15 protein-coding genes and 2 pseudogenes are annotated in these 18,527 nt (G+C 45.0%); 2 read left to right on the plus strand and 15 right to left on the minus strand.

What is annotated here, in order from left to right; translation table 11 throughout:
• Positions 1-7: 7 nt before the first annotated feature.
• The 3 genes from PAV_RS20200 to PAV_RS20210 form a co-directional block, all read right to left on the minus strand.
• Positions 8-1,444 carry an SWIM zinc finger family protein gene (locus PAV_RS20200; RefSeq protein ID WP_005549406.1) on the minus strand — a complete coding sequence of 479 codons (1,437 nt, stop codon included), beginning with the start codon at positions 1,442-1,444 and terminating at the stop codon, positions 8-10.
• 36 nt (positions 1,445-1,480) lie between these two features.
• The gene (locus PAV_RS20205) at positions 1,481-2,308 is read right to left on the minus strand and encodes a hypothetical protein (RefSeq protein ID WP_005549407.1); all 828 of its coding nucleotides are present in this window, start codon (positions 2,306-2,308) and stop codon (positions 1,481-1,483) included.
• A 711-nt stretch (positions 2,309-3,019) separates the two neighbouring features.
• Entirely contained in the window at positions 3,020-3,940 is a 921-nt protein-coding gene (locus PAV_RS20210; protein WP_005549408.1) for a VanW family protein, read from the minus strand.
• 215 nt (positions 3,941-4,155) lie between these two features.
• On the opposite strand from PAV_RS20210, the gene PAV_RS20215 reads away from it, so the two are divergent.
• On the plus strand, positions 4,156-5,022 hold the full coding sequence (locus PAV_RS20215) for a YitT family protein (protein WP_005549409.1): 867 nt from the start codon (positions 4,156-4,158) through the stop codon (positions 5,020-5,022).
• Positions 5,023-5,093: 71 nt separating this feature from the next.
• Here PAV_RS20215 and PAV_RS20220 read toward each other — a convergent pair whose 3' ends face one another.
• The 6 genes and pseudogenes from PAV_RS20220 to nrdI all read right to left on the minus strand — a co-directional run bounded on the left by PAV_RS20220 (position 5,094) and on the right by nrdI (position 12,217).
• On the minus strand, positions 5,094-6,131 hold the full coding sequence (locus PAV_RS20220) for a glycoside hydrolase family 18 protein (RefSeq protein WP_005549411.1): 1,038 nt from the start codon (positions 6,129-6,131) through the stop codon (positions 5,094-5,096).
• Between the two features lie 48 nt (positions 6,132-6,179).
• Positions 6,180-7,467 (minus strand): annotated as a pseudogene (locus PAV_RS20225) (alpha-L-fucosidase).
• 161 nt (positions 7,468-7,628) lie between these two features.
• Positions 7,629-8,464: pseudogene (locus PAV_RS20230) on the minus strand (YitT family protein).
• A 215-nt stretch (positions 8,465-8,679) separates the two neighbouring features.
• Entirely contained in the window at positions 8,680-9,678 is a 999-nt protein-coding gene (nrdF, locus tag PAV_RS20235; RefSeq protein ID WP_005549415.1) for a class 1b ribonucleoside-diphosphate reductase subunit beta, read from the minus strand.
• A gap of 99 nt (positions 9,679-9,777) precedes the next feature.
• Complete coding sequence (gene nrdE, locus PAV_RS20240) at positions 9,778-11,874, minus strand: class 1b ribonucleoside-diphosphate reductase subunit alpha (protein ID WP_040736335.1); 2,097 nt, start codon at positions 11,872-11,874, stop codon at positions 9,778-9,780.
• Entirely contained in the window at positions 11,843-12,217 is a 375-nt protein-coding gene (nrdI, locus tag PAV_RS20245) for a class Ib ribonucleoside-diphosphate reductase assembly flavoprotein NrdI (RefSeq protein WP_005549417.1), read from the minus strand. Before nrdI ends, nrdE begins: the two co-directional genes overlap by 32 nt.
• 488 nt (positions 12,218-12,705) lie before the next feature.
• Here nrdI and PAV_RS20250 point away from each other — a divergent pair, with 488 nt between their 5' ends.
• Positions 12,706-12,957 carry a hypothetical protein gene (locus tag PAV_RS20250; RefSeq protein ID WP_040736338.1) on the plus strand — a complete coding sequence of 84 codons (252 nt, stop codon included), beginning with the start codon at positions 12,706-12,708 and terminating at the stop codon, positions 12,955-12,957.
• Between the two features lie 148 nt (positions 12,958-13,105).
• Here the strand turns inward: PAV_RS20250 and PAV_RS20255 are convergent, their stop codons facing one another.
• The 6 genes from PAV_RS20255 to PAV_RS20280 form a co-directional block, all read right to left on the minus strand.
• Positions 13,106-13,462 (minus strand): alpha/beta fold hydrolase, encoded by a 357-nt coding sequence (locus tag PAV_RS20255; RefSeq protein WP_005549418.1) that lies wholly within the window; start codon positions 13,460-13,462, stop codon positions 13,106-13,108.
• Between the two features lie 412 nt (positions 13,463-13,874).
• Positions 13,875-14,609 (minus strand): ABC transporter permease, encoded by a 735-nt coding sequence (locus tag PAV_RS20260; RefSeq protein WP_005549420.1) that lies wholly within the window; start codon positions 14,607-14,609, stop codon positions 13,875-13,877.
• Positions 14,602-15,522, minus strand: coding sequence for an ABC transporter ATP-binding protein (locus tag PAV_RS20265; RefSeq protein ID WP_005549422.1), 921 nt, complete (start codon positions 15,520-15,522; stop codon positions 14,602-14,604). The genes PAV_RS20260 and PAV_RS20265 overlap by 8 nt, the downstream gene beginning before the upstream one ends.
• A gap of 78 nt (positions 15,523-15,600) precedes the next feature.
• Positions 15,601-16,644, minus strand: a complete 1,044-nt coding sequence (locus PAV_RS20270; RefSeq protein WP_005549423.1) for a sensor histidine kinase — start codon at positions 16,642-16,644, stop codon at positions 15,601-15,603.
• The gene (locus tag PAV_RS20275; RefSeq protein ID WP_005549424.1) at positions 16,634-17,353 is read right to left on the minus strand and encodes a response regulator transcription factor; all 720 of its coding nucleotides are present in this window, start codon (positions 17,351-17,353) and stop codon (positions 16,634-16,636) included. The genes PAV_RS20270 and PAV_RS20275 overlap by 11 nt, the downstream gene beginning before the upstream one ends.
• Positions 17,354-17,548: 195 nt before the next feature.
• Positions 17,549-18,394, minus strand: coding sequence for a metallophosphoesterase (locus PAV_RS20280; protein WP_238555873.1), 846 nt, complete (start codon positions 18,392-18,394; stop codon positions 17,549-17,551).
• Between the last annotated feature and the right edge of the window lie 133 nt (positions 18,395-18,527).

Genomic DNA, 18,527 nt, shown 5'->3' on the forward strand with positions numbered 1-18,527 from the left:
ATCCTCCTTAATACAAGAGACGGATCATTTCCGCATCCTTCATTATCGTTAACGGCTGTGCAATCAGTCGTCCGCTTTCCAGCCGATGTTCGAACATAACCAACATCGCTGCATCTTGTGTCCATCCAGTTGGCAGTAGCGGCAGCAAGGACACCGTAGAATGATGGAAACCACATATATCCCTCAGCACGATCTGCTGACCACGCTCATCCTGTAATACAAATTCATCCTGATCCGTCTGTTTCATATCTGATACGTGCAGAAGCACAACCGGATTTTTCTCTCCCAGCGGATTTTTCAATTGATTCTTCACGCTCTTCAATACGTCTGTATAAACACGATGTGCATGACCAGATATGAGATCCACATCCTTAGGCTCAACCGCTCTCGTGATCATTTCATCCCAGCGTACTCTGCGATTCATGTCCCCTGGATAGCGATAAAGCGACTTCACCTGCGCAACATCGAAGAAGCTGTCGTCGGCCCTCATCTGCTTCGCTGCTTTATAGGGGCGGTATTGAATCGTACGATGAATCTCTCCCGACGCTTTTTCTATCCAATAGCCCTGATCAACGTATTCTTGTCTGGCCGGGTCATCATAGCTAAGGAATGAGAGCTGAATGAGCTCCACATCCTCGCTCATCATGCCGCATGCTTTCAATTCGCTAAGCTGCCACGCATGGCCAAGCCACTCTTCTACAGTCGACTCATGATCCAGCGCTAGTTCTGGATCGGCAAGTCTGGCGGTCAAATGACTTCGACCTTTTTTAATGAAGGCGTGCAGGATGGTCAACTGCTCAATCGCATGAGTATAAATATCTTCCATATCCCCATCATTGGATAAATATAAGGCTAATCTGCGCAATTCATGCTGCGCTCCGGGCAAATATTGACTGCCCAGTTGCTTGGCATGATCCTGAATCATCTTAATTGCTTTCTTATCTACCGTGCCTATTCCGCCTCGAACAATTGACAACACTAGCTTTTCCAGGGATTCAAGCCCATCAAGCTGCGCTTGAAGCTTCTTCTTCAATGCAGACTTGTTCACCTTCTTCGGCTTCAATTCGGCGCCCTCCGCAGCCTGCTGCTTCTTCTCTTCCCGTTTCTCCGCTTTTTCCCTTTTAGAGATGATATCCTCAGGCACAGGTGCAGCAGCGAACGCTCCTCCCCCCACATATGCATACAGCAATCCCAGCGCATGCTTGCATGGAAGCTGTCTGCTCGGGCAGGAGCAGCGAAGTATCGGCTTTTCAGGCTGAATGAAGTCTGCCGAGCATTGATAATTGGATTTCCCGCTGCCCGAACATTCCCCGAACAAAAGGGATCCATCTTCCGAACTGTTCAACTGCACGAAACTACGTTTTTTGACCAGCCCCTGCGCGTTTTTGATAGCCGAGGCGTTCGGAGCCAACGAATCTACATATGACTCTGTAATTTCGATCATGGTGATTCCTCCTATCTGTCCAATATCATCTATCCTTTATGTATGCGATCCATGTAACCACTTTCCAAAGTAATCCTCAACCGCTTGCTCGCAATATCCATCCTCGCCGCGCCAGTTTACGACAGCGAAGAAGTCGTTTCTCCCGCCCCTGCCCGGTCTGTTCTCCGAACCGGCTCGCAGCACACCGGCGTAAGCCAAAATTTCCATTAACACATCGCGTTCCTGCTTATTGGATGGCAGTACACTGCTAAGCTTCGCTTCCAACTGGCGTGCGGCATCGTTCGGCTGACAGCTTCTTATCGCTGTAAGTATATGTTCAAGAATGGACACATCCTCTTCCATAACGTCAACTGTCCCTTCGGCAAGGAGCTGCTCCATATCCAATATGCAATAAAGCATATGGTTAAGTCGAACACCTCCCCATTTTATCCGCTCGAAGTTCAGCACATTTATATCTTCATTCGTATAGGCTTCAAGAGTGGCAACCCCATTCTTATCACATTCATAGCAATCCCCATACATGGCATACGTGCTGCTTGTACACCTGCCGATATTGCTCGTAAACATATGGACACTCATAGCATGCGTGAGTGCCCAACTGGAGAGCGCGCTTCGCATGTACACTTTCCGTGTAGACAAGCTGTGCAGAAAAGCTCGAACAGCCATCTCCTTGGTAACCACTTGATGCAGCTCGACTATCCGCATCACACATTTGTCATGACTTTTCGTCACTGGATCGAACATTAGCCCTTTGCTCTTTGCATACTCAAACTCATCACCGGCAAAGGAAATGCTGCGAGTGTCCTTCCATCCCGCGCTGCTCCAGAATGTTTTCATTACGATTTGCTTTGCCTTCTTGTCCATCTTACCCTCCCTGCCGTTCAAAGCTGCTGCATCAATAAGCCTCAAATTATCGAACATATGTTTCGTTCCACTCTGAAAAAAACGCCGAAAGCAAAGCTTCGACGAATCCTTACTATTATCATATCGAATGTTCATAGACATAAAACAGGTCACTTGGTCCCATTCCTATCGTGCTCAGCCTTCATATTTATAGGAATATAGTACCACAAACCCAAATACCCTCATATATTAACATCGAATTCATATATCAACAACATAAAGTCCTGAGTAGACTCCCCCCTCTCGTTTTCAGCTCCAAGATTTCCATTTCGCCTTTCGCAAGTCCGTATGGATAATTCAGAGTAAACTTCTCTAGCTGTTCTCGCGGAAATCAATATTTCAAAACAACATGTTAGCAAACAGTGCAAGGACAGCCGCTATACCTCTCCCCATTTCGTTCCCCTCCCCTATCGGATCTGAACAGCTATAGTACGTGTTACCCTGCGAATTCGTTCATCAAGTAAAACATAAAAAACCCCTCCAACGATCTTGGAGAGGATTTGAATGAAGCTGTTCATCTTGGATCATACCGTATTCGTCCATGCAACTATTGAAGATGATTATGAATCCGTTTTTGAAAAATCAAGATTGTACTCCCTAATTTGTTAACAACTTGAAAAGAGCATTACTACACATGAACTATAGTAATGCTCTTATTTTTCTACTTTACTCCTACCCATCCTTGTCTACATTGATATCGGTCACTTCTTCAGGCAGTTCCTTCGAGGCGCCTGGAATATCCCGCTGCTTGTAGCGAATTTCTTCTGATGAAAATACACCAATGTGAACTGTCCCCCCGTAGGCAAAGGCTCGAATCAATATAGGCTGATTGTAATGATTATGAAAGGTGAAGTCAGGCCCATTCCAACTGACCGTCGCATCACGACCAGGCGGTACATAGGTGACATTTCTGCTGTGGGAATAACGCTTCACGATTTGCAGTCCTGCTCGATCAACTGCATTGAACAGGGTGGATGAGATTTGGCAGATCCCCCCGCCGACCCCTTCTGACATTTCTCCCTTCACGATGATAGGGGCGCTTACATACCCTCTTTCTACTGTACGTTGACCTACGATCTCATTAAAGGAAAAGGTCTCCCCTGGAAATATGACGTGATTGTTGATCGCTTCTGCAGCAAGCTTTATGTTAATGGATCGATTTTTGTTATTCGTATTGTAATAGGTCGTATATTGACCGATTTGTTTCTCGCGGATATGAGACAAAAGTTCGCTGTCCACTTTCGGATAGGCTAGCTGCATAGGCACCTCAATTTTCACAGTGCCTTTCCTGTACATGTAACGATACAACTGCTCTGTGAACATATTTCTGTCCAGCTTTACACCGTTTCGTCCCGATACAATGCCCCCATGTTCATTCAATGACGCATTGAGCGGTGCAACAGCCACTTGGCGATCCAGCGAATCCATGAGCTTATTCAATTTGTGATTATCCACGACGGTCACGCCTGGCAGTGAATAATCGGAACGATGTACAGCTGCTAATTGCCGACCCTGATGTTCAACAAGGAGTTGATCTGCAGCGACAGGTGGATGCAGCAGCCACAGAGCAAGCCATAGATGACGCAAGTACATGAAGTTCTCCTTTTTATCCAATGAATACCGTTCGATTATTATTTTCTTGTTGCAAGCTTACTATTCACGAGTTTCAACAATGAATGTCCACCCTTAGGACACAAGTAGCTTCAAATTATGACAATTCTCACTTTATTGTTCATCATTCATGAAAATGTTATGATATATACATACTTTAAGTTAGTATCATCCTATAGACAGAGAGGATTTGTTGCATGGCTAGAGTTCATAAGAAAATGTCCTTTTTTGACTACTTGAAGAGATTTATCTTCATTACGTCTGGCGCAATTTTAATGGGTATCGCGTTGGAATTATTCCTCGTTCCGAACAATGTAATTGATGGCGGGATAACAGGGATTTCGATCGTAGTGTCCAAGCTTACAGGCTTGCCGCTCGGTGTGTTCATCTTCCTTATTAACGTTCCGTTTCTCATAATGGGGTACAAACAAATCGGGAAAACATTTGCCTTCTCTACCTTATATGGGATCATAGTTATGTCGGGTACGACATTCTATCTGCATCCCTGGAGTGCATTTACGAATGAAAAAATATTGGCGGTATTGTTCGGCGGCTTTATTCTAGGCTTTGGTGTCGGCCTAGTTCTTCGCTTTGGCGGTTCGTTAGATGGTACAGAGATCGTAGCGATTCTCGTATCCAAGAAGACCCGGATTCCTGTTGGTCAAATCATTCTCTTTATCAACGTGTTCATCTTTATTATTGCTGGATCTGTCTTCGGTTGGGATTCGGCGATGTACTCGATCTTTACTTTCTATATTGCTTCGAAGGTAATGGATATCGTCGTTGAGGGCTTGAATGAATCGAAATCGGTAACCATCATATCGCAGGAGTATGAGGAAGTATCGGAAGCAATTCAAAGCCGTTTGGGCCGTAGCACAACCTTCATCTATGGCAGAGGCGGTTATAGCAAGGAAGATACTCAAATTATTTATTGTGTAGTTACGCGTCTGGAGCTGGCAAAGCTGAAGGCAATCGTACAAGAGATTGACAGCAAGGCGTTCATCGCGATCGAAAGCGTTTCGGATGTCCTCGGCGGCAATTTCCAGAAAAACGACATCCACTAACTGACAAATCCCCTGCATGCTTGAGCATCATACAGCTCGTATGCAGGGGATTCTTTATTCATCATTCATAACTAGCTTGTGTAGGCACGATGCATCGCTTCAAGCAAAGTATGCGTATGATCGCAGCTATATTCCCAGAACATAATGCCTGCAAGTTCCTGCTGCTTCACATACTTGCACTTGTGCGTTAATGACTCTGGATCATCATACGTAATAAAGCTGTGACCATCATACAAATACGGCGCTTTCGCTTCATCGTCCCAATGGCGAACAAAACCATTTTTGTTGATATACGCTGCATCCAGCTTCGTGTAATCCGGTCCATATCCACCCGATCCAGCCGTCATTTGCAAATAGCCATTGTTCGTATTCGGAACGTCCTTCCACATTCTAGAGTAGAAGGCCGCACCGATAACGAGCTTCTCGCGCGGAACCCCTGCAGCCGTGAACAGCCGTACAGATGTATCCACACTGATGCGGAACAAGTCACCTGTCGATGTATACAAGTTCGTATGATGTCCGGTCAAAGTTTGGAAGCCGCCGCGCATATCATAGGTCATGAGCTGAATGAAGTCCAAATACGGATAGATAATATCCATCTCTGTCCCATCGATATAGTACTGATCTGCGCCCGCAGCTATCGTCAGCAAATAGTGTTTTCCATCTGCCTGCCCTTTGGCATCAAGCACTTCGCGCAGCTCCTTGAGGAGCAAAGTAAAGTTCTGCTTATCATTTGGGCTGGAGGCAATTCCTGCTTCCGAGTAGCATGGGTACTCCCAGTCAAGATCGATCCCATCGAACGAAGCTGTCTCTAGCACACGCACTGCGGACTCTGCAAATTGTCGTCTTCCCTCTGCAGTTGAGGCTGCTTCAGAGAAGCCTCCCGCACTCCATCCGCCCACAGACAGTAAAATGAGCAGCTCAGGATTGTAAGATTTCAATACTCGCAATTGAGACAAATTCTGCAAATGCTCAATCGTAATCCGGTCATTCTTCACATGGCCGAACGCCACATTCAGATGGGTTAGCTTCTTCGCATCTTCTGCCGTTACCTGCGGCAGTACAGAATCACCAGCATACCCGGCCAATATTAGCTTGTTGCTGCTCATGCTGTCGTCTTCCTCTCTCCATGTTAGTCCTCAATGTTCAACCATCGCTTAGTTGTGCGTAACAACCGCACCAGATCCGCCGTACATATCCAACTCGCCTTCCAGCTCAATTTTCAGTACAGTTACATTTTCATGCGCATCTTCCGGCGTCATATGTATCCACGTTGTACCCGGAATATTGAACCACGGCACACCGCCATGGATATCGTGTTAATTCCTTGCCGGAATGTAATACCGTAATTTTCTTAATTTTATTGGACAGACCCTTCAAGGAAACGCTTTCCTTCGGATCATCGTACACGAACAAATATAAGGTCTGACGATCCTTGGATACGGTGCTGCCGCCCAAATAATAACGAGTGTGAATGCCTTCATCCGTCTCGTAAATTGCCTCTTCGTGCGTACGGATCCAGTTGCCAAGACCAAGGAGAGTTTCTTCTTGACGCTTCGGAATGGTACCGTCCTCCATTGGACCAACGTCCAGCAGCATGTTGCCGCCCATTGTAATGCAGTCGCAGAACATACGGATGATTTGGTTCAATGTCTTATAGTAATCATCATCATGCTGGTAGCCCCAGGAGCTGTTAATGGTCGTACAGAACTCCCATGGCCCTACAGGTCTTGTAATCGGCAAGCCCTGTTCCGGCGTCTTATAATCGCCGTGGCCTTGAAGCCGTGAGTTAATGATAAGTTCAGGATTGAACGATAACAAGTAGTCCTTGAATGCCGGCAGGTTCCACTGTTCGGCACTGCGCTCCCAGTCCCCGTCGAACCAGAGCAAATCCACCTTGCCATAATTGGTGAGCAATTCACGCAATTGGTTGTTGTTGAATTCAAGGAAGCGCTGCCATGCTTCTTCGTCTTGTACACCATCCGTCGGACTGCAGAAGCGGTTGACCTTGCTTAAATCCTCCGGCACCTTGCCGCCCTCGTACACACTTGCATAATCTGGATGTGACCAGTCAATCAAGGAGTAGTACATGCCAAGCTTAATCCCGCGATCCGTAAGCGCCTTGGCATATTCTTTGATCAGATCCCGCTTGGCTGGGGTCTTCTTCACGACATTCAAGTCACTGTACTGTGTATCCCACAAAGCAACGCCATCATGATGCTTCGTCGTAAGAACTGCATATTTCGCACCAGACTTCTCAAAGAGGTCTGCCCACTTCTCTGCATCGAACTTGCTGGCCGTAAATCCGTCGAGCTGCTTCATGTAGTCCTCATACGACACTCTTCCATTATAGAAAGACCAGGATTCAGAAATCCCATCGACCGCATAAATGCCATAATGAATGAAAATTCCAAGTTTCGCTTTCTCAAACCACGGTTGTACCATTGTTGTGCCCTCCCATATTCTAGTTGTACAATTCGTATTATCGCACATTTTGAGAGGAAAGTGTTAGCGAAAACATTCCGCGCCACACCTAACTTTTTCACAGTTAGATGTGGCGCGGAATCCAAGTGGCAAACACGCCTTATTGGGTTGTTGAATCCATTTTATTTCGTAATATCAATGAAGCCTTCTCCGAACACGTCTCGAACATCATGTATCGTAATAAATGCGTCTTTGTCCGTTGCTCTAACGATCTTTTTGAGTGTTGATACTTCCTGCTTGCTAATGACAATATACAGAACCTGCTTCCGATCCTTCGTGTAATAACCATGACCTTCCAGCACCGTCACTCCACGATCCATGACAATGTTCACTTGCTCAGCTATTCGATCATGTTCCTTGGAGATAATGGTGACCGCCTTTTTCGGGTTCAATCCCTCGATAATGAAGTCCATGACCTTGGTTCCCACATACAGCATCGCAATGGTAAGCATTAAGCCTTGCGCACCGATAATAAAGAACGAAGCAAATGCCACGATTAAATCAAAAACAGCAATGCATAGCTGACATTCCAGTCCAGGTATTTGTTCATGATTCGCGCCAAAATCGTTGAGCCTGCTGTCGTGCCCCCAACGCGGATAATGAGACCGATCCCTACACCAGCAAAAATACCGCCGAATATCGCATTGATCATCAATTCATTCGATGCGATGCGCCAGCTCTCTGTCAGATGGAGGAACAAAGAGTTGAATACCACTGCAATGATCGTATATACGGTTGTATTCTTATCCAGGAATTTATAGCCTACAATGAGCAAAACCGCATTCAGGATCAAGTTCATTAAGCCAGGAGACCAGCCAAATACGTAGTACAAAATAATGGTAACCCCTGTTACCCCGCCTTCACCAAAATCATTTGGGATAACAAACAAATTGACTGCTAATGCAAAAATGAAAGCGCCCGCGATAATGATAGCAATATCCGTAATTCTTTTTTTCATGAAAGCCCGTCCTTTATGTATGAAAATCATCTGTCCGAATTATCTCATCAAACGAAAGCATTGAAAAGTGATTCATGAATATACGGTGTTCTTCTATTATGGATATACATACAGCTGGTACATTAGTATTCCGTTCTTACGACACGACAATACAAAAACAACTGAGCGTTCCCCACCCAGTTGTTCTTGCATCATTACTAGCAATCCTAATAATCTTATGCGAAAATATCGGATTGTTTAACACGATCGTTCAGCATCGTAAAGTCTTTGTCTTGCAAAGGCTCAACTTTACCCTTCTGATAACCGCTGCCCTTCGTCGAGAAGAAGTCATGTGTGCTTGTTTCCGTACGAATACCGTTCAAGACGACAGGGTTAACCTCTTCTTCAGGGAAGTACGGCTCAAAGCCCAAGTTCATGAGCGCCTTGTTGCCGTTGTAGCGAATGTACTTCTTCACTTCATGTGTAAGGCCAATCGCATCATACAGCTGCTCTGTATATTCAAGCTCGTTCTCATACAATTCAAGCAACAGCTTGTTCACGAATTGAGACAGCTCCTGCTGCACTTCCGAGCTTTGTTTGTTGTAAATTTCCTGAGCAAGCAAGCCCACGAACACTCCATGGACACTTTCGTCGCGAATGATCAACTTAATAATCTCACCGCTTGCTACCATCTTGCCTTGTCCAGCCAAGTACAGTGGATAGAAGAACCCCGAATAGAACAGGAAGCTCTCCAAGAACACCGATGCCACCATCGCTTTGTACAAGCTAATGGGATCGTTGTCTTGAATTCCCTTATACAGTCCATCAATGATAGCCGTTTTTTTCTGCAAATGCTTATTATCTTTTACCCATTCAAAAGTCTCATCAATCATAGCTGTGCTTGCAACCGTCGTAAAGATGGTGCTGTAGCTCTTCGCATGGATTTCTTCCATCGCAGCCTGAAAGATTAGAATCGCCTTCTTCTGCTTCCCTTCTACATGCTGCGCAATAACTGGCATCCCAACGTTCCCTTGCTCCGTATCCAGCAAAGTCAAGCCGCCAAGAACATGCATATATGCAAGCTTTTCATCTTCGGACATTTTCGTCCAAGACTTCAAGTCCTTCGAAATAGGAATCTCGGTATCAAGCCAGAACTGGGACGTATTCTGCGTCCACAGCATTTCCATATAATCCGATTCAGGTCTGTTCCAGTTTACTGCTTCAAAGTTTCTCATCTACGAATCTCCTTTAGAGGTAATTCAAAAAGGCCGCTTTTGACTTTTTTGAACTCTCATTTATGCAGGTAGCGCTCATTTATAACGGGTAGCACTCATTTAGACTACGCAGCTTACACACTCATCGATCGTTTTCTTCTTCGTACGTGTGTAGTAGAGCGTCTTAAGCCCTTTCTTCTGTGCATAAATGTAGTATTTTGCAAGATCCCGAGTCGTCAGATCATCCTTAACGAACAGTACCGTCGAGATTGCTTGGTCGATATGAACTTGTACATCCGCAACCAGATCAATCAGGTTGAACATGTCCATATCATAAGCTTCTTTGTAGTAGAAGTAGTTTTCATCGTTGATGTACGGCATCGGGTAGATCGTTTTCGAGTCTCCGTATTCACGTTCCTCGATGCGCTGAGTAATTGGCGCGATCGATGCTGTGGAGGACTGCAAGTAAGAAATGGAACCTGTTGGTGCAATTGCCAAACGGTAAGCATGGTACAAGCCATGCTCCATTACTTGCTCCTTCAATCGTGCCCAATCTTCCAATGTAGGAATCGCATGACCATCGAACAATTCTTTCACGCGATCTGTCTTCGGACTGAAGTCTGTGTTCAGGTATCTATCAAAATATGCGCCGCTTGCATATTCACTCTTGTCAAAGTCTTTGAATGTCACGCCGCGCTCTTTCGCAATCAGCATGGAACGCTCAATGGAATAGAAGTTCATCATCATGAAGAACGCGCGTACAAAGTCTCTTGCTTCCTTAGACTCATATGCAATCTTGTTCTTCGCCAAGTATCCATGCAGGTTCATAGCGCCAAGACCTACCGAGTGAAGCTCGCGATTCGCCTTCGCTACAGATGGAACGATGCTGATGTTGCTGCGATCGGTTACTTCGGTCAACGCGTCCATAGAGCGGTGAACCGTATCGCGCATCCGCTTGTTTTTCATCACGTTAACGATGTTAAGTGAACCTAGGTTGCACGAAATATCACGATTGATTTCATCTTCAATGCCATAGTCATTGATTGTCGATACTTCGCTAAGCTGTGCAATCTCGCTGCACAGGTTGGAGAATTTAACCTTGCCGATCTCTTTCAACGCATGGTACTCATTCGTATTGTCTACGAACATAATATATGGGTAACCAGATTCCATTTGAATCTGAGCGATTTTCAAGATCAGGTCGCGAGCGACAATTTTCTTTTTGCGTACCTTCGGATTGTCTACGAGCTCATCGTACATCTCCGAGATATCCATGTCATCCAAATGCTTGCCATACGCTTGGTACACAGTATGCGGGTAGAACAAGTACATGTCCTTATCCTGCTCGACAAGCTCGAAGAACTTGTTCGGAGCAACAACGCCGAGCGACAACGTCTTAATGCGGATTTTCTCGTCACTGTTAATCTTTTTCGTATCCAAAAATTCATGAATGTCAGAATGGAATACGTTCAAGTACACAACGCCGCTTCCATCACGCTGTCCCAATTGGTTCGCATAGGAGAATGCATCCTCGAACAATTTCATAACCGGCAATACGCCGCTTGCCTTGCCGTCAAGCCCTTTAATTTGTTCGCTTGCTCCACGGATTTTGCTCAGATTCAAGCTGACGCCGCCGCCAATCTTACTTAGCTGCAACGCGGAATTGATCGCAAATCCGATCGAGTTCATCGAATCATTCACTTCCAGCAGGAAGCAGCTGACAAGCTCACCTCTGCGCTTCTTCCCTGCATTCAAGAATGTCGGGGTTGCTGGCTGATACTCTTGGGAAATCAACAGCTCTGCATATTCGAAGGCTTTGTTAATGTCTCCACTTGCAAGAAATAGGGACACAACAGCCAATCGATCTTCATAACGTTCCAAGAACTTCGTATCGTCATTCGTTTTCATCGCGTAGTTGTTATAGAACTTGAACGCACTCATGAACGAAGGGAAACGGAATTTTTTGGAATACAAGTATTCGTAAAGCTTTTTAATATCCTTAAATTCATAGTTGTCGAAAAGCTCTTTCTCGTAGTAATCATTTTCGATCAAATAATGAATCTTCTCTTCTAGGTTATGGAAAAACACCGTATTTTGATTGACATAATCGACGAAGTAGCTCTTTGCTGCCTCGTGATCCTTGCCAAATTGAAATTTACCGTCCTTCTGAACCATGATTTCATTGTTAAGCTGTATCCATTTTGGTATCAAAGTCATGAACCTCCCGAATAAAGTTGTCTACATCTCGTTTTGTCCCGCTGAGTTCAAACTTCATCAGTACGGGGACAGAGTATTGTCTGGAAATATGATCAGCTGCAAGTCCATACCTTGTGCCCCAGTTCATATTGCCGCTTGCCGCGACACCTTGGAGTAAATGACTGTGTTCTTCCAGGAACTCTTGCGTGGATTGAGGAACTTGTCCGAACCCGGTTGTGTACGTAATGAGGATAAAGGGTTCTTTAAGCTTCACGTCAGTCGATATGCGGACACACTTCATATTCTCCAATTTATCGACAAACCGTTTCACGTTACCAGTCTTCGAATCGTAAGCGATAAGCACGTGATCCCTCCGTTGTTCGACTCGTTTGCAAATGGAACGGATGATGAATGCAAATGCTCAGTCAAAAAGAAATAAGGATCAAAACGATGGCACGAAGATCATGAAAATCTCGCGTATGCTGTCGCTTTAATCTCTCACTTTCTGAATAGGCATGTCCTAGCATTAGGCGCATTGCCCCGTGATTCCATTTGCTGTCACAATATATAGTGTATGTATCGCAATTCACTAACTATATATAGTTTGCTATAGAATCATATACAATTTTAAGAGAAATGGCAAGGGCCATTTTATGACGATTCCTCTATCATGTTTCATGTCGAGCTGTGACACAAAACATTACTATCGTATCACACCTCAGACGATTATTGGAGATCAATTATTTTGGAATTGTAGAGAAAAAATGATTCAAAAATTCGAATATTCTCCTTTTCAGCCACTGGACAGCGATCTCTTCGCTCCAACTTTTTTATTGTAAACGAGACATATGAATCGAATCAGCACATTATCAGGTATACTCAAACCGAGTGCTGCGTTCCGAGTTTGATAGAAATTGGAGAACAGTTATTTTTAGAAGCGGCTATGTCATTTATATTGCAACTGCGAACCGTGCTAAGGTTGAGGTATTGCTTTCAGGAGGGGTAAACAAGCTGTTGGTGTTACCAAGAGGCGGACGAGTATTGGTAGGCGGCGGAGGAACAAGTCATTATAGCAAACCACATCGTGCAATCACGATCTATTAATGAGCAGCCACTCGCTCGTGTTGTATGAGCATTGTCTGGACAAAGTAAAGAATTTGACTTGTATTGAACACGAAACAGCGGCAGTCCAGTGACACAAAAAGTGCCCGATTGCCGCTGATTCATTTATGTACATAATCGAACCCTCAAATCATGAATTGGATTCTAGAAATGATCGAATATGCGCAGCAAGCTCTTTGGAATGCGTCAATGGAACCATGTGATCCGCGCCCTCTATTACAGCAAAAGCAATCTGTTGCACCCTTTTGAACTCGTTTGCAATCTCGTACATATCGCTCCATTCAACCGTTCCGGACACAAACAGAGAAGGAACAGCGATTTTTTCCAACCGCTTAATTGCCGGCGGCTGTGGCCAGACCACGTCAAAGCTGCGCCACTCCATAAAGACACGTGTAAAGTATTGGGTATGCATTTCAATAAACAGGTCACGGTAGTTGCTCGCCATAACGGTTTGGTATATGGGCCCGCCCAACGAAAACCGTATCATCTTGCTTATATCCGGAGCTAATGAAGAGGGACAAGCTCCATCCATTCCCTTGAGCCCACGCCGCCACTATGGATCAAAACAATTGGATCACCCTTACCACCCATCCCATGTTTATGCCTAATTTGTACGATGCAATTTCCTAAAGCAGCACTCATTCATTTCCCTAGCTTGTACGCTCATTTCCCGGGCAACCGGGCGGATTCGATCCATTGTGACAGTATTGTTCAACATAATAGTGGGAGGATAGAGCGAATTCCATGCCGAACAACGATTCATTTTGTCTCTTCAAGCTGTTACGTGCATATCGATGTAACTAACACATTGAAAATTACAACGAACCGAATCATGGCCTCATTCGTATCACACATTCATACAATGATTTGAAAGGAAAGTATCCCCTATATCATTCACATCATTTAATATCTATCCTGTTGAAATAGACGACGCTTGCCACGAAGCCGATAATCGAAGTCACGCCGATTGCAAGAATCGAATACAGCGGCGGATACTCAGGCACATAACTATGTGACACAATAACATGTGCTGCTGACCATGGAAATATAGCCTTATAATCTGAGCTGATGACCGTCACGTTTCCTAGCGTAATGACAGCCGTGAACATAATCGTCGGGACATAGTTTTTAAATAGAAATGTCACCCATATCGTCAGTGTAGACAACAGGAACATCAGCAGTGCCCCTAGCACATAGTCCTGTATTGATTTCAATAATACAGAAGTACTCAAGCCATCTGTCTTAATCATGAAACCAAGCGCTAAAGTCAGCACCCATGCTACCATCGTTAATAGAAGTATCCATAATAGAAGCATAAGCAGCTTGCTTATCAATAAAGCCACTCGGGACACTGGGATTGTCAGCAAGTTCTTCAGCGTATCCTCGACAAATTCACGGTTGAACAAATAGGCGGTTATTACCCCGTACAGCAGAACACCAAGCAAAAGCATAATATTCAAATTCGTGTTATAGAAGGCCGTTTCGAACGGAATAACTGCATCGGGATCTTTTTTCATTTGGCTCAGGTAGGCGATGAACATCATGATCGGCGCTGCTGAAGCTCCAATCATGCTCACAAGGAACATTTTCGACCTTTTCAGCTTTAACAGCTCGGTATAAAGTAAATTAACCAATCTGGCCACCACCAATCCGCTTCACGAAGTAATCTTCGAGCGTATCTTCATTTACAGTCATGCTATATACATCAATATCATGCTGAACGAACAGCTTATTCAGCTTGTACTGCTCCCCGACAAGCGAATAGACACGCATCCATCCGCCGTCGTGAATTTCGTAATCGTGGATGCCGGCTTGCGACTCCAGCAGCATGGCTGCTTTATTGTCATTCGATACATGGAACTCGATGTATTTTCGATTTCTTTGGTGCAGCTCTCCAATCGAGATTTCTTCAAGCAGCTTCCCTTCGTGGATAATACCTAGCTGATCCGCAAGCTGCTCGACCTCAGATAAAATATGACTGGATATAAGCACAGTGATCTTCCGTTCTTCCGCTAATGATCTGATGAGCTTGCGAATTTCCTTAATTCCTATCGGGTCGAGCCCGTTCGTAGGCTCATCCAGAATAAGCAGCTCCGGGTGATGAAGAATCGCTCTGGCGATGCCAAGGCGTTGCTTCATGCCCATCGAGTATTGACCAACAAGCTTCCTGGTCTCCTCCTGCAACCCTACCGTTTCAAGTGCTTCTTCCAGCGCATTCCGCTTGTATACCCCCATCAGCTTTGCATTGATCAGCAGATTCTCATAGGCAGTCAAGTTCTCATAAAAGCCGGGATGCTCGACCATTGAACCGATTCGAGATAAAATTTCTTTTGGTTTATCCGTCAAACGCTGGCCGAATATTTCCACATCTCCATGCGTAGGCTTGATTAACCCGAGCAGCATTCGAATGGTTGTCGTTTTGCCTGCGCCATTTCGGCCGAGGAAGCCATAAATTTCGCCCTTCTTCACATGCATGTTCAGATCGTGAACCGCTATCTGCTCTCCATACTGCTTCGTAAGACGGGTTGTACGAATGATTGTGCTCATGCAGCACCTCCTGCTAGTCAACTATATCTCCTTCTATCGTAAACAGTTGATTTTAAATGCTGCTTAATGAGTTCTTAACTATCTCTTAACAGATACAGGTTGCGCCATCCTTACTGGAAGGCTCACTGTAAATGCAGTCCGCTCATACGGCTTGCTCACGACTGAAATACGCCCGCCATGCTTGTCAACAAATGCCTTGGTAATCGCCAATCCCAACCCGCTCCCGCCGTACTGCAAACTCCGAGATTGCTCGGAGCGGTAGGTGCGCTCGAATATCCTCGGAATTTCATTCGCTGGAATGCCTGGCCCCGCATCCCATATCGTGAGCTCAATGCTTGTTTCCTTCCTCTCCAGTTCAACGCCTAACTTCCGGCCATCCTTGCCATATCGGATCGCGTTCTTAATCAGGTTGTTCAGAATGCGGATATACCCGTACCGATCAACCTCTGCTGTACACTTCTCATCAGGAATCTGAACCGCTAAGTCCATGCCGTGCTTCTTTAACTCCGGCAAAAATGAGATTATCGCTTCTCGTAACAGCTCTGCAGCGTCAAGCGGCTCTCTTCTAATCTCAATCTCATCTGCGTCCAGCTTCGCCATTTGAAAGATATGGTCGATCAGTTCCTTCAACGTTTGCGCCTTAGCCGAGATAATCGCAATACACTCTTCCTTCTCTTGCTGCGTATCCATATGTTCATCCTGCAAGGCATCAACATACCCGATAATCGAGGTAAGCGGTGTCCGAATGTCATGTGAAATATTCGTGAGCAGCTTCTTGCGAGCTGTCTCGGATCGATGTGCCTGTACTTGCAGCCTGTCCATTTGCTCGATTAATTCATTAATCGAATATAGCAATTCATTATAAGTCTCGAACTCATTTGCTAGCAGCCTCGTGTTGATATTTCCTCGTACTGCACGTTGTACAGCAGCAGCATCGCTTTTTAGTTTTCGTATCAATCTTAAACGGCTGTGCAAGAGCAGCCCCACAGTGGTGAATAGCATAGCAAACAGCCCCCATCTAATGATTCCTAGAGGCTGAATTGTAATACGATCCATAATGAATAAAATTATTAACCCGATTAATAAAGTGACGAACATCAGACTGTGCTTATCATGTCTCATCTTTCTCACCTGCAAACTTATATCCGATTCCCCACACCGTCTGAATCAGCTTCGGCTCAGAAGGATTCGATTCAATTTTCAATCGGAGCTTACGTATGTGAACCATGACCGTGTTATCATCCTCAATATATTGAGATCCCCACACCTGTCTGAAGATTTGCGTCTTCGTAAATACTTGCTCAGGATGAGCAGCGAACAGCTTCAACAGCTCAAATTCCTTTGCGGTTAGATTTACTTCTTGACCGTCACGCATAACCGTATATTTCTTTGTATCAATTATTAACCCTGTAAATCGCAAAAGTGTATCTTCTTCAGCAGAGCCAATGGCCTCACTGCCTAAGATCATGAATCTTCTAAGCTGTGCCTTGCTTCTCGCAATAAGCTCATGGATACTGAAGGGCTTCGTCATATAATCGTCCGCACCAATGCTCAGGCCGACAATTTTGTCCATTTCTTCATCCTTCGCTGTCAGCATCAATATGGGGACGTTGCTTCTCTCCCGAATACGGCGGCACACTTCTATCCCGTCTACGTAAGGCATCATTAGATCAAGCACGACCAGATTATACTTATTCAGCTCGAATAATCGCAATGCTTCCTCCCCATTAGATGCCGTATCCACCGAATATAACTCCCGTTCTAGGTACTTCTTCACTAATTCTCGAATTTCTCGCTCGTCATCAGCGACAAGCACACGAATTGGCTGCATCGTTCCGTTCTCCCCTTATATCTATCTAAACGGTCTACACCGGATTGCATATTTCGATCTAGTAGATAGTGTAACGAATCTATCAGCCAATTGCACGTGTTTGCCAATTCCGTTCTTCACAAATACATGGTTTATTGGATTTGCTGTAAAAATCCCATGACCATTGATCTTGCTGCTGCTGCACCATGAAATTATTCACTGGCGCTTTAAGGTAAGAACGGTTATTTCAGGTTTGCTAAGGAACCGTATTGGCAGCTCGGTAGTTCCAATCCCTCTGTTCACATATAGCTGCATGGGTTTATTCAACGTTGCCGTTCCCTCGATCTGATACATGCCTTCCACATATCGCTTTGCTAAAGGCGGAGTATATATCGCTCCTAGCAACGGCAGCTGGACTTGCCCTCCGTGACTATGACCAGATAATTGCAAGTCGATTGGATAATCAGCGACTTGGTCAGCGACATCCGGCTCATGCACAACAAGCAGATTGAATATGTCCGGCTCCAGGACTGGCAGCGTTCCGTGAATGTCAGGCGTTCCTAATAAGAAATCATCAAGACCGCTGATGGTGATATACTCGTTATAGTTGGGAAGCCGTATTTTTCTCGTAGCATTTACCAGAACCGTGAAGCCCGCCTCTTCCATATAGGACTGATAACTTCCACTCCCCCCTCCACCACGATCATGGTTGCCGAACACCGCATACTTGCCTAATGTTGCTTGCAGCTGCGCCAATAAGCGCTGAGCCCCATGTCTCTTATCTCCATACCTATGGAAATTGTCAACTAAATCTCCGGTAAACACGATGATATCTGGATGCTCGATATTAATTCGATCCACAAGGCCCCTCAACTGCTTTTCATCAAAATGCTCGCCCAGATGGACATCAGAAAAGTGCACAATTTTCATGTTATCAAAGCTCGAAGGGATGTAATGGTTCTCTATCGTTTGCCTCATTATACTTATCCTTTTCGGTTCCATTTCCAAGCCATAAAATAATGCACATACCAGCAGCAGCGATACAGCGATTGACATGCTCATTGCAAGCTTTCTCCACTTCTTATTCTTCATAATCTCACCTCAGCTTCATCATAAGAAGCCAATGTTACGCCAATGTGACGAAATAAAAAAGTGCCATCCCACTTATGGGACAGCACCAGTTAGATATCGTCTC

This window comes from Paenibacillus alvei DSM 29, from assembly GCF_000293805.1.
In the GTDB taxonomy this organism is placed as follows: Bacteria; Bacillota; Bacilli; order Paenibacillales; family Paenibacillaceae; genus Paenibacillus_B; species Paenibacillus_B alvei.